Source organism: Celeribacter neptunius (genome assembly GCF_900113955.1).
Taxonomy (GTDB): domain Bacteria; phylum Pseudomonadota; class Alphaproteobacteria; order Rhodobacterales; family Rhodobacteraceae; genus Celeribacter; species Celeribacter neptunius.
In genome coordinates this window covers 55,929-67,028 of the sequence record NZ_FORH01000007.1, presented here as the reverse complement: position 1 = coordinate 67,028, position 11,100 = coordinate 55,929, and the positions used below count along the sequence as shown (strand labels likewise).

Annotated in this window: 11 protein-coding genes and 1 tRNA gene; 9 read left to right on the top strand and 3 right to left on the bottom strand. The window is 61.2% G+C overall.

Going from position 1 to position 11,100, the window contains the following annotated elements:
• The first annotated feature begins 89 nt into the window (after positions 1-89).
• The 8 genes from BM151_RS16170 (at position 90) to BM151_RS16135 (ending at position 8,366) form a co-directional block, all read left to right on the top strand.
• A complete protein-coding gene (locus BM151_RS16170) occupies positions 90-890 on the top strand; it encodes a DeoR/GlpR family DNA-binding transcription regulator (protein ID WP_090061787.1) in 801 nt (266 codons plus the stop codon).
• Between the two features lie 51 nt (positions 891-941).
• On the top strand, positions 942-1,934 hold the full coding sequence (gene rhaS, locus BM151_RS16165; RefSeq protein WP_090061786.1) for a rhamnose ABC transporter substrate-binding protein: 993 nt from the start codon (positions 942-944) through the stop codon (positions 1,932-1,934).
• A 104-nt stretch (positions 1,935-2,038) separates the two neighbouring features.
• The gene (locus BM151_RS16160; protein ID WP_090061785.1) at positions 2,039-3,565 is read left to right on the top strand and encodes a sugar ABC transporter ATP-binding protein; all 1,527 of its coding nucleotides are present in this window, start codon (positions 2,039-2,041) and stop codon (positions 3,563-3,565) included.
• A complete protein-coding gene (locus BM151_RS16155) occupies positions 3,562-4,539 on the top strand; it encodes an ABC transporter permease (RefSeq protein ID WP_090061784.1) in 978 nt (325 codons plus the stop codon). The genes BM151_RS16160 and BM151_RS16155 overlap by 4 nt, the downstream gene beginning before the upstream one ends.
• Entirely contained in the window at positions 4,536-5,540 is a 1,005-nt protein-coding gene (locus BM151_RS16150) for an ABC transporter permease (RefSeq protein WP_090061783.1), read from the top strand. Before BM151_RS16155 ends, BM151_RS16150 begins: the two co-directional genes overlap by 4 nt.
• A complete protein-coding gene (locus BM151_RS16145) occupies positions 5,540-5,854 on the top strand; it encodes an L-rhamnose mutarotase (protein WP_090061782.1) in 315 nt (104 codons plus the stop codon). The genes BM151_RS16150 and BM151_RS16145 overlap by 1 nt, the downstream gene beginning before the upstream one ends.
• Positions 5,851-7,230: an FGGY-family carbohydrate kinase gene (locus BM151_RS16140; protein WP_090061781.1), complete on the top strand. Its 1,380-nt coding sequence runs from the start codon at positions 5,851-5,853 to the stop codon at positions 7,228-7,230. The genes BM151_RS16145 and BM151_RS16140 overlap by 4 nt, the downstream gene beginning before the upstream one ends.
• On the top strand, positions 7,221-8,366 hold the full coding sequence (locus tag BM151_RS16135) for an alpha-hydroxy acid oxidase (RefSeq protein ID WP_090061780.1): 1,146 nt from the start codon (positions 7,221-7,223) through the stop codon (positions 8,364-8,366). Before BM151_RS16140 ends, BM151_RS16135 begins: the two co-directional genes overlap by 10 nt.
• A 307-nt stretch (positions 8,367-8,673) precedes the next feature.
• Here BM151_RS16135 and BM151_RS16130 read toward each other — a convergent pair whose 3' ends face one another.
• The 3 genes from BM151_RS16130 to trxC form a co-directional block, all read right to left on the bottom strand.
• Positions 8,674-9,708, bottom strand: a complete 1,035-nt coding sequence (locus BM151_RS16130) for an IS110 family RNA-guided transposase (RefSeq protein WP_090061779.1) — start codon at positions 9,706-9,708, stop codon at positions 8,674-8,676.
• 495 nt (positions 9,709-10,203) lie between these two features.
• Positions 10,204-10,279 (bottom strand) — tRNA-Ala (locus BM151_RS16120).
• 72 nt (positions 10,280-10,351) lie between these two features.
• Positions 10,352-10,813, bottom strand: coding sequence for a thioredoxin TrxC (gene trxC / locus BM151_RS16115; RefSeq protein ID WP_090061777.1), 462 nt, complete (start codon positions 10,811-10,813; stop codon positions 10,352-10,354).
• Between the two features lie 73 nt (positions 10,814-10,886).
• Here trxC and BM151_RS16110 point away from each other — a divergent pair, with 73 nt between their 5' ends.
• Entirely contained in the window at positions 10,887-11,099 is a 213-nt protein-coding gene (locus BM151_RS16110; RefSeq protein ID WP_090061776.1) for a hypothetical protein, read from the top strand.
• Position 11,100: the final 1 nt, after the last annotated feature.

Below are 11,100 nucleotides of genomic sequence, written 5' to 3'. Positions count from 1 at the left end.
TGCATCCGCGAAAATGATCATAATGACATTTTATGATTGACAATGATTGTTTCGAGCGCCACGCTGACCGAACGGGAGGAACTTCATCAATGCACGAGAGAGAGCGCCACGGAATCATTCTGTCCGCCGTTCAGGAACGGCCGGTCGTGACCGTCGTCGAGCTTTGCGGCCTGACGGGCGCATCCGAGGCCACGATTCGCCGTGATATCGCCGCTTTGCACGTCGCCAAGAAGCTGCGCCGTGTCCGTGGCGGGGCCGAGGCCCTGGCCCCTAATCCCTTCCCCGGCCTCGCGGGGCGCCCCTTTGCCGTGAACGAAACGCGCAACATCAAGCAGAAACAAGCAATCGCGCGCGCCGCCGTCGACATGATCGAAGACGGCGAGCCGATCATCATCAACGGCGGCACCACCACATTCCAGATGGTGCATCCGCTCGCGACGCGCCGCTGTCAGGTGTTCACCAACTCGTTCCCGATTGCCGAGCATCTTTTGAAGACCTCGAAAAACTCGGTGCTGATTTCCGGGGGCGTGATCTACCGCGAACAGAACATCGTGCTGTCGCCGTTTGACAATGACGTGACGCGCAACTTCTACGCCCGCCGCATGTTCATGGGCGCGCAGGGCGTTGCGCCTCTGGGTGTCATGGAGGCCGATCCCCTGCTGATCCAGGCCGAACAGAAACTGATCGGTCAGGCGGACGAACTCGTCCTTCTGGTCGATTCCACGAAATTCGCGAACCGTTCGAGCCTCGTGCTCTGCCCGCTCGACCGGATCGACGTCTTGATCACCGACGAAGGGATCGGGGATCGGGAGGCCGCCATGATTGAAGCGGCCGACATCAAACTCATCGTCGCGCCCTCCGGCGCGGCGCAGGAGGACGTTGCGTCCTGACCGGGAGGATGGGGCGCGAAGATCAACCAGGAGACTTAGGGAGGACTCCAAATGAAAAAACTGACCAAACTTCTGACCACCGCCGCAATCGCGACGGGCCTGTTCGCAGGGGCTGCATCCGCTGAGGACATGCGCATCGCGCTCGTTGTGAAAGCCCTCGGCATCGGCTTCTTTGAAGCGGCGGCAAAGGGCGCGGAAGAGGCCGCCTCGGAGCTGGGCGATGTCGAAATCATCTATACCGGCCCGACCGACACCACGGCCGAGGGGCAGATCGAAGTGATCAACTCTCTGATCGCGCAAAATGTCGATGCCATCGCCGTGTCCGCCAATGACACCGACGCGCTCGTGCCGACCCTCAAAAAGGCGATGCAGCGCGGGATCACCGTCATCTCCTGGGATTCCGGTGTGGCCGAAGAGGGGCGCCAGATGCACCTCAACCCGTCGTCCAACCCGCTCATCGGCAACATGATCATCAAGCTTGCCGCCGATGAACTGCCGGAAGGCGGCCAGGTTGCCGTGCTCTCCGCCACCACCACCTCCACGAACCAGAACATCTGGATCGACGAGATGAACAAGGTGATGAGCAATTATCCGGGCGTCGAAGTGGTCGCGACCGTTTATGGCGACGATCTCGCCGATAAATCCTATCGCGAGGCCACCGGCCTAATGCAGTCCTACCCGGATCTCGACGCGATCATCGCACCGACCTCCGTGGGGATCGTGGCCGCCGCACAGGCTGTCGTCGATGCGGGCAAGGTGGGCCAGGTCAATGTGACCGGTCTCGGTCTTCCGTCCGAGATGGCCGGAGCGATTGAGAGCGGCGCGTCGAAATCCTTCGCGATCTGGAATCCGATTGACCTCGGCTATTCGGCCACCATGATTGCCTATCACCTGTCCAAAGGCGACGCCGTGGCCGAGCCGGGCGCCAGCATTCCGATGGGCCGCATGGGCGAAGTGACGCTCGATGAGACAAACTCCGGCGCGATGGCCGATCCGTTCGTCTACGACGCATCCAACATCGCAGACTTCAAAGACATCTTCTAACTTCCGAAGACGTTCTTTGCGGGCGGCGCACACTGAATCAAAACTGTGGGCCATGGCGCCGCCCATTTCACCTTTCCGACAGACATAAAGCCAATGGGGTAGCCATGGGCCATGCACAGACACCTGCCGCGCCGGTTCTCGCGCTTGACGGCATCACAAAGACATTTCCGGGCGTGAAAGCGCTCGATGGCGTCACGCTCGAGCTTTATGCCGGGCAAGTGACGGCTTTGATCGGTGAAAACGGCGCGGGCAAATCGACCGTGGTGAAAACACTCACCGGCATCTACCAGCCGGATGGCGGGCGCATTCTCATGGACGGGGAAGAGGTCCGTTTCCCCACCGCGCAGGACGCCTCCGCCGCTGGCGTGACGGCGATCCATCAGGAAACCGTGCTGTTCGACGAATTGTCTGTCGCAGAAAATATCTTTCTCGGACATGCTCCGAAGGGCCGGTTCGGCCTGATCGACCGCAAAGCCATGCACAAGGACGCCCAAGCCATTCTTGATGGCATCGGCGCGGAAATCGATGCGGGCGTGCGGCTCAAGGATCTCGGCATCGCGTCGCGCCACCTGGTTGCCATTGCACGCGCGCTCTCCGTCGAGGCCCGCGTCGTGATCATGGACGAACCCACCGCCGCGCTCAGCCGCAAGGAGATCGAAGAGCTCTACGAGCTTGTTGATGCGCTCAAGGCGCAGGGCAAGGCGATCCTGTTCATCTCTCACAAATTCGACGAGATTTTCCGCATCGCCGACCGCTATACCGTGTTTCGTGACGGCCAGTTTATCGGTGCGGGCGAGATGGCGGATATCGCGGAGGCCGAGTTAGTGAAGATGATGGTCGGGCGCTCCGTCGACCAGATTTTCCCGAAACGCGCCGCCGAGATCGGCGAGGATGTTTTGCTCGTCGCGGGCTACAGCCACCCGACCGAGTTCGAAGACATCCACTTTACCCTGCGCCGGGGCGAAATCCTCGGCTTCTACGGCCTCGTGGGCGCGGGGCGCTCCGAGTTCATGCAAAGCCTGATCGGCGTGACACGACCCTCGAAAGGCGCAATCCGCCTGAACGGCAAGGTGCGGGTGATCCGCTCCCCCGCCGACGCCATCGCGGCAGGGATCGTCTATGTTCCCGAAGATCGCGGCAAACAGGGGGCGATCCTCGACATGCCGATTTTCCAGAATGTCACCCTGCCGTCCCTGCCGCGCCTGTCCAAGAACGGGTTCACCCGGATGGCCGAGGAATTCGCACTGGCACGTCAATATACCGAACGGCTCGATCTGCGCGCGGCCTCGCTCGACACCACGGTCGGGAGTCTCTCTGGCGGCAACCAGCAGAAGGTGGTCATCGCAAAATGGCTCGCCACGCAACCGACCGTCATCATTCTCGACGAGCCGACCAAGGGCATCGACATCGGCTCCAAGGCGGCCGTGCATGATTTCATGTCGGAACTGGCTTCCGAGGGGCTGTCCGTCATCATGGTCAGTTCCGAAATTCCCGAAATTCTCGGCATGTCGGATCGCGTGATCGTCATGCGCGAAGGCCGGATGGTCGCCGAGTTGGAAGGCGAGGATCTGACGCCCGAAACCCTGGTCCGCCACGCGGCAGGCATTTCATCGAAAGGAGAAGCAGCATGACCCTGCTGAAATCCCGCGAGGCGATCCTTGTGGGCGCCATCCTGCTTCTGCTCGCCCTGGTCGCAAGCCGCTTTCCCGGTTTCGTGACCCCCTCGAACCTCGTGGCGGTGTTCACCGACACCGCGCCGCTGATCATCCTCGCGCTGGGGCAGATGGTCGTCATCCTGACCCGCTCCATCGACCTCTCGGTCGCCGCGAACCTCGCGCTGACGGGCATGGTCTGCGCCTTGATCAACGTGTCCTTCCCCGGAGTGCCGGTTCCGGTTCTGGTCGCACTGGCGCTTGGCCTCGGCGCGCTCATGGGTGCGATCAACGGCTTTCTGGTCTGGAAACTGACGATCCCGCCCATCGTCGTGACCCTCGGCACGATGACAATCTTCCGCGGTGTCATCTTTCTTCTGACCAACGGGAGCTGGGTGAACTCGCACCAGATGAGCGCCGCGTTCAAGGCCTTTCCGCGTGAAAACATCCTCGGCCTGCCGGTTCTGGGCTGGATCGCCGTGATCGTCACGCTGATCCTCGGGCTCGTCATGAGCCGCACGACACTGGGGCGCGCCTTCTTTGCCGTGGGCGGCAACCCGCATGCCGCCGTCTACACCGGAATCAATGTGGGTCGGACCCAGTTCCTCGCCTTCGTGATCTCCGGCATGCTGGCCGGTCTCACCGGCTATCTCTGGGTGGCGCGCTATGCCGTGGCCTATGTCGACATCGCCGGCGGTTTCGAGCTCGATGTGGTCGCGGCCTGCGTTATCGGCGGCGTCTCCATCGCCGGCGGCATTGCCACCGTCGGCGGAGCCGTCCTGGGCGCGCTGTTCTTGGGCATCATCAAGAACGCCCTGCCGGTGATCGACGTCTCGCCCTTCTGGCAACTCGCCATCTCCGGGGCCGCGATCATCATCGCCGTGACCTTCAATTCCCGTGCTGGCCGCTCGAAAGGCCGTGTCATCCTCAAATCCGCGGAGCATGCCCAATGAGCCTTGCAGAGACACAACAGACCGCCGCCCGTCACATTCCCGACCGGCTGACCACGCCGCTGGCGCGCACGTTCAAAAGCTGGGAAAGCCTGCTGCTCTTGGTCGCGATCGGCATCTTCATCCTCAACAGCTTTGCCTCGCCCTACTTCCTGAATGCGTGGAACCTGTCGGATGCGACGTTCAACTTCACGGAAAAGGCGATGATCGCCTTTGCCATGGCGCTTTTGATCATCGCCGGCGAGATCGATCTCTCCGTCGCCTCCATCATCGCTCTGTCATCCACGGCGATGGGGGTGGTGATGCAGGCCGGCTTTGGCACACCTGCGATTGTTGCCACGGGCCTTGTGACCGGGCTCTTGTGCGGGGCCTTCAACGGCGTGCTGGTGACGCGTCTGGGCCTGCCCTCCATTGTTGTGACCATCGGCACCATGAGCCTGTTTCGCGGGATCAGCTACATCGTTCTCGGCGATGGTGCGTTTCGTGGCTACCCGTCAGAGTTTGCCTGGTTCGGTCAAGGCTATGTGGTCTGGGTCATCACCGTTGAGCTGACGATCTTTGCGATCCTCGCCGTGATCTATGCCGTGGTGTTGCACAAGACCAATTTCGGCCGCGCGGTCTATGCCATCGGCAACAATGCCACCGCCGCGACCTTTTCCGGCATCCGGGTCGAACGGGTGAAATTCATCCTGTTCCTTTTGACCGGCCTGATGGCGGGGCTGGCCTCGGTCTGCCTCACCTCCCGGCTTGGCTCGACGCGGCCCTCCATCGCCTCTGGCATGGAACTGGAAGTCGTCACCATGGTCGTGCTCGGCGGGGTCAGCATCCTCGGCGGCTCTGGCTCCATCCCCGGCGTCGTAATCGCGGCCTTCGTCATGGGGCTCGTCACCTTCGGCCTCGGCCTTTTGAACGTGCCGGGCATCGTGATGTCCATCGTGGTCGGTGCGCTGCTGATCGGGGTGATCGCCCTGCCGCGCATCTACCAGAACCTGCGGAGGTCGTAATGGAAAAATACGCCTTCCGCATGGTCCTGAATGAGGGCTGCCTCGGCGAGTATCGCAAACGCCATGACGAGATCTGGCCGGAGCTTGTTACTCTGCTCAAAGACGCGGGTGTCGAAGATTATTCGATCCATTACGATCCAGAGACCCGCCATCTGTTCGGCGTGCTCTGGCGGCGCGAGGATCACGGCATGGCGGCGCTGCCCGACCATCCGGTGATGCAACGTTGGTGGGCGCATATGGCCGACATCATGGAGACCCATCCCGACAATCGTCCGATAGAACAACCGCTTGAAACGGTGTTCCACCTGCCATGACCATGCCGCGCCATATCGCTGTTCTCGATGTCGGGAAAACCAATGCCAAGCTGGCGCTGGTCGATGCCGCCAGCCTGTCGGAAATCGCGGTCGTCACCCGTCCAAACACCGTTCTGGCGGGGCCGCCCTGGCCGCATTTCGATCTTGAGGGGCATTGGGAGTTCTTTCTTGAGCACCTCACGCGCTTCCACGAAAGCCATGGGATCGACGCGATCTCCGTGACCACCCATGGGGCCTCTGCCGTCTTGCTCGATGCGGCGGGCGGGCTCGCCGCGCCAATGCTCGACTATGAGCATGGTGGGCCGGAGGCATTGGCCGAGGATTATGATGCGCTCCGCCCGCCGTTTTCGGAGACTGGCTCACCGCGCCTTGGCGTCGGCCTGAACCTCGGGGCGCAGCTCTATTGGCAATTCCAGACCGATCCGACGCTTAAGGACCGCGTGGCCCATGTGCTCACCTATCCGCAATATTGGGGCTATCGCCTGACTGGTCGTATGGCGACGGATGTCACCTCTCTGGGCTGCCATACCGATTTGTGGAACCCCTGGGAGGGCCAATTCTCCTCTCTGGTCGCCCGTCTCGGCCTCACCGACAGCCTCGCCCCCGCGCATCCTTCCGGCGATGTTCTGGGCACGGTGACCAAGGATGTCGCCACCCGCACCGGCCTGTCGCCAGACACGCGGGTGGTCTGCGGCATCCACGATTCCAACGCCTCTCTGCTGCCGCATGTCTTGGGCCGAGAGGGCGCGTTTTCTGTCGTGTCCACAGGCACCTGGGTCGTCGTCATGTCGGTCGGCGGGCCTGTGAGCACGCTCGATCCGGACCGTGACACGCTCGTCAATGTCAACGCCCTGGGCCACGCCGTGCCCTCGGCCCGGTTCATGGGCGGGCGTGAATACGAGATCATCCGCGCGGGCGGAGACACAGGGGGGACGGAGGTTGACCGCGCCAAGGTGCTCGCGGACCAGATCATGCTCCTGCCTGCGGTCGAGCCGGGATCGGGACCGTTTCGCGGACGCGCGGCCACGTGGACCCATGAGCCGGATGGACAGGGTCAGCGCATGGTCGCGCTCGGGTTCTACCTCGCCCTGATGACCAAGACCTGCCTCGATCTCGTCGGCGCAGAAGGCCCCGTGATCGTCGAAGGCCCCTTTGCCCGCAACCGCGACTACCTCGACATGCTGGCCACGGTGCACAAGGATGGCGTGGAGATCGCGGCCTCAGCCACCGGCACCTCCGTCGGGGCGGCGATGCTTTTTGCCGAGACCGCCTCGCCGCCGGAGACCCATCGGGTCACGCCCCGGCAATGCGAGGTGCTCACGCCCTATGCCGCCGCCTGGCGGGCCAGAGTTGAAGGGGAAACACCATGCGCCTGACCGAGTGTCACAATTTCCACGATTTCCGTCGTCTCGCCCTCCGCCGCCTGCCCGGGCCGATCTTCAACTACATCGACGGCGGCGCCGATGACGAGGTGACCCTGCGCCGGAACACGGAGGCGTTCGAGAGCGTCGATCTCGTGCCCAACGTGCTGCGCGGTGTCACCGATGTCGATCTCTCGACCGAGATCATGGGACAGAAACTCGCCCTGCCGGTCTACCTGTCGCCAACCGCGCTTCAACGCCTGTTCCACCACGAGGGCGAACGCGCCACGGCCGCAGCGGCGGCGAAATTCGGCACGATGTTCGGGGTCTCGTCTCTGGGCACGGTTTCGATGACGGAATTGGCCGCAAAACACGACACACCGCAGGTCTACCAATTCTATTTCCACAAGGATCGCGGCCTCAATTCCGCGATGATGCAAAAGGCCAAGGAGAGCGGCATCAACGTCATGATGCTCACCGTCGACAGCATCACCGGCGGCAACCGCGAACGCGATCTGCGCACCGGGTTTTCGATCCCCTTTCGCCTGACCCTCGGCGGTATGGTGCAATTCGCGATCAAGCCGATGTGGGGCATCAACTATGTCACCCATGAGAAATTCAGCCTGCCGCAGCTCGACGCCCATATCGACATGAAGGGCGACACGCTCACCATCGGGCGCTATTTCACCGACATGCTCGACCCGTCGATGAACTGGGACGATGTGGAGCGCATGGTGGCCGAATGGGGCGGGCCGTTCTGTCTCAAAGGGATCATGAGCGTCGATGACGCAAAGAAAGCGGCAGAAATCGGATGCAAAGGCATCATTTTGTCAAACCATGGCGGTCGACAGTTGGACGGGTCCCGCTCCGGCTTCGACCAGCTCGATGAGATCGTTCAGGCCGTGGGCGACAAGCTCGACGTGATGGTCGATGGCGGCTTCCAGCGCGGCACGCATGTGCTCAAGGCGCTGGCACTCGGGGCGAAAGCCGTGGGGCTGGGCCGCGCCTATCTCTACGCGCTCGCGGCGGCGGGCCAGCCGGGGATCGAGCGGATGTTGACCCAGATGACCGCTGAGATCACCCGCGACATGCGCCTGATGGGCGTGACGCAGGTGTCAGATCTCAAACCAGATATGCTGCGGTTGCGTTGAGGACAGTTTCCCTGCGCACCTCCGGACATTCATGTATACAGCCGCGAAAGTCAGCTTCTCTAATTGGGTGTCGGGGTCAAGCTCATTTTCCTTCTTCTGTACGACTGAGGATCGCCTATCCGGGTCACGCTTCTCTTCGCAGTCTGGTTTGGCGTTCGAAGGGCGCCGCTGCATGCATGTGTCGGATTGGCAGTGGAGAGCCCCGCTTTCCGGCGCGCTTCGAGTTGCGCAGCAGACATTTTCGGCTTCATCCACAAACCTCGTCCGGATTGGACGATCCCGTCAGGGTTGGTGGTTGACTATTGGGTCATGCCTTGCCTCCCACTTGTTCCTGACGGAATTCTGTGCCGTCGATCCACATCCTGTGCAGAAGGACGGCGAGTTTACGGGCGACGGCGACAACGGCACGACGGCGGCCTTTGGTGCGCATTAAGCGCATTCCCCAAGACTTGATCTGTGATCCCGCCATCGTGCGCATGAGCAGTGCATTTGCAGCAGCATACAAGGTAGCCCGGACATCTCGATCTCCAGCCTTCGAGATGCGCCCTGGATTGTCATGTTCCCCGGATTGGAATCGCCTGGGCGTCAATCCAAAATGTGCAGCCACAGTCCGAGAACGTTTAAACCGGCTGGGATCATCGACTGCAGCCTTGAATGTGAGCGCAGCGATCGGGCCAACCCCTGGCACTGTCATCATTCGCATGCACACTTCGTCCTGCGAAGCTGCCCGTTTAACGCGTCGGTCCAACTCCAGATAGTGTTGGAACAGAACCGCACGCGCGTCGAGCAGGCGAATGATCGCATGCGCGAGCACCTCATCCATCTCGATCATCGGTCGGACCAACCCGTCAAAACTGCCGTGCTTGACGGTTCTTGGCAGGCGAACCCCAAAGACCTTCAACAGGCCGCGCACCTCGTTGGCCAGATCCATCGTCTTTTTGAGCAGAGCCTTTCTGGTGCTGAGCAAAGCACGCAGACCATGCGCTTCACGGCTCTTCATATGCACCGGGCTGAACCAGCCAGTACGCAATATCTGAGCAATGCCCTTGGCGTCAGTCTTGTCCGTTTTGTTCCGCATGGCCGACAGCGCAGCGCTCACCTGCCTGGCTTCCATGCAGACGATGTCGAACCCCTTGTCTTGTAGACCGAAGAATAGGTGTTGGCTGAGCGCGCCTGCTTCAAAGCCGATCCGCTCGATTGGATGGGGGAATGCTTTCAAGCAAGCTGCGATATCGTCAACTTCGCACCTCAGCTCGCGCTCCATAAAAACTTTGCCACGGCCATCAACCACGCAAAGCGCGCATGACCGAAGCGACACATCTAATCCAACGAAGTATTCCATTCTCTGTCTCCCTTTCTCACAGCATTGCCGTGATCCTATAGGGAGCTCGACCTCACAGCAGGGTCAGCCCAATTACGCATGCTTTCCGACCGTACTGTCTGAGCAGGTCTCCCCAACCAACATGCTCTCTGCCAGAAGCAATAGGCCGACGGGCTGAGCGATGGCCCTTCAAGAACCGCAAAGGATTTCCCGATATTGGCCTCTTGCAGGGCGAGCTTGGTGTGGTCGGAGAAGCCTTTGCGGTCGAGGCGATTGAGAGCGGTGAAGGACGGCGCGATGGTAAGGTCTCGAAGATGACTGCAATTGCTCGCCTGATCGAGAATTGGTTTAAGATGCCCTTCGCCAGGCATGCAAACCCCAAACCACACTCTCGGCTATTGCGCGGCTTTTTGGCACTTCAGCTTACAGGCTTCGCGGTGAGCTTCGCCGATCTTAGGACGCCATACAATTTAAGCTTGGGACCAAAGTGAAAAGCTTCTGATCGGAAGGGGAATTTGGTGGAGTCGATCGGGATCGAACCGACGACCTCGTCATTGCGAACGACGCGCTCTCCCAACTGAGCTACGACCCCACGTGAGCGTTGATTTGGACGTTCCGGGCGAAAAAGTCAAGCCGCCCGGAACCGAAACCTCACGCCACGACCTTATGCCGGCAATTTGCCGTTCTGCTCGACAAAAGCGATGATGTCGCGGGCCGGGCGGGCACCGGCGATGCGGGCGATTTCCTTGCCACCCTGATAGAGGATCAGGGCAGGAATACCGCGGATGCCGTTTTTCATCGACACGGTCGGATGTTCCTCGGTGTTGATCTTGGCAAAACGCGCCTTGCCCTTGAGCTCCTGTGCGGCCTTCGCAAACTCCGGCGCCATCATCCGGCAAGGGCCACACCAAGGCGCCCAGAAATCGACGATCACCGGCAGGTCGTCCTTTTTCGACAGGGCGGTCAGGGTTTTCGGATCAAGTTCCGAAACCTTGCCGGACATCAGCGGTTCACCACAGGTGCCGCATTTCGGCCCGGCAGAGAGCTTACCCACCGGCACCCGGTTGACCTGGGCACAGGTCGGACAGGCGAGTTTCACATCGGTTTTTTCAAGCGTCGCGGCCATGGCCGTGGTCTCCCGTTCACATTCATGTTATGGAATATATGTACCCGAAACAGTCCCGGATCAAGAGGTCAAAATGACAGCGCCCGAATTGACAGAATTCGACAGTCTGACGCCCGAGGAACAGGCCCGCCTGCGCGCGGCCTATGCGCTCGAGATGGCGCGTCACGCGAACACCTGTTCTCTGGACGAGAAAATCGCCCGCTTCAACGCCTGGCTCGAACCGCAGGGTATCACATTTTCCATGGATACCCTACGGCCCAGGCATCAGGCCCCTATGGCGCGCTGAT

Excerpts from the sequence above, each read along its gene's own strand:
- BM151_RS16130 (WP_090061779.1), bottom strand. The coding sequence starts at position 9,708 with ATGGAATACTTCGTTGGATTAGATGTGTCGCTTCGGTCATGCGCGCTT.
- BM151_RS16135 (WP_090061780.1), top strand. The coding sequence starts at position 7,221 with ATGCGCCTGACCGAGTGTCACAATTTCCACGATTTCCGTCGTCTCGCC.
- BM151_RS16140 (WP_090061781.1), top strand. The coding sequence starts at position 5,851 with ATGACCATGCCGCGCCATATCGCTGTTCTCGATGTCGGGAAAACCAAT.
- BM151_RS16155 (WP_090061784.1), top strand. The coding sequence starts at position 3,562 with ATGACCCTGCTGAAATCCCGCGAGGCGATCCTTGTGGGCGCCATCCTG.
- BM151_RS16110 (WP_090061776.1), top strand. The coding sequence starts at position 10,887 with ATGACAGCGCCCGAATTGACAGAATTCGACAGTCTGACGCCCGAGGAA.
- rhaS (WP_090061786.1), top strand. The coding sequence starts at position 942 with ATGAAAAAACTGACCAAACTTCTGACCACCGCCGCAATCGCGACGGGC.
- BM151_RS16170 (WP_090061787.1), top strand. The coding sequence starts at position 90 with ATGCACGAGAGAGAGCGCCACGGAATCATTCTGTCCGCCGTTCAGGAA.
- trxC (WP_090061777.1), bottom strand. The coding sequence starts at position 10,813 with ATGGCCGCGACGCTTGAAAAAACCGATGTGAAACTCGCCTGTCCGACC.
- BM151_RS16160 (WP_090061785.1), top strand. The coding sequence starts at position 2,039 with ATGGGCCATGCACAGACACCTGCCGCGCCGGTTCTCGCGCTTGACGGC.
- BM151_RS16150 (WP_090061783.1), top strand. The coding sequence starts at position 4,536 with ATGAGCCTTGCAGAGACACAACAGACCGCCGCCCGTCACATTCCCGAC.
- BM151_RS16145 (WP_090061782.1), top strand. The coding sequence starts at position 5,540 with ATGGAAAAATACGCCTTCCGCATGGTCCTGAATGAGGGCTGCCTCGGC.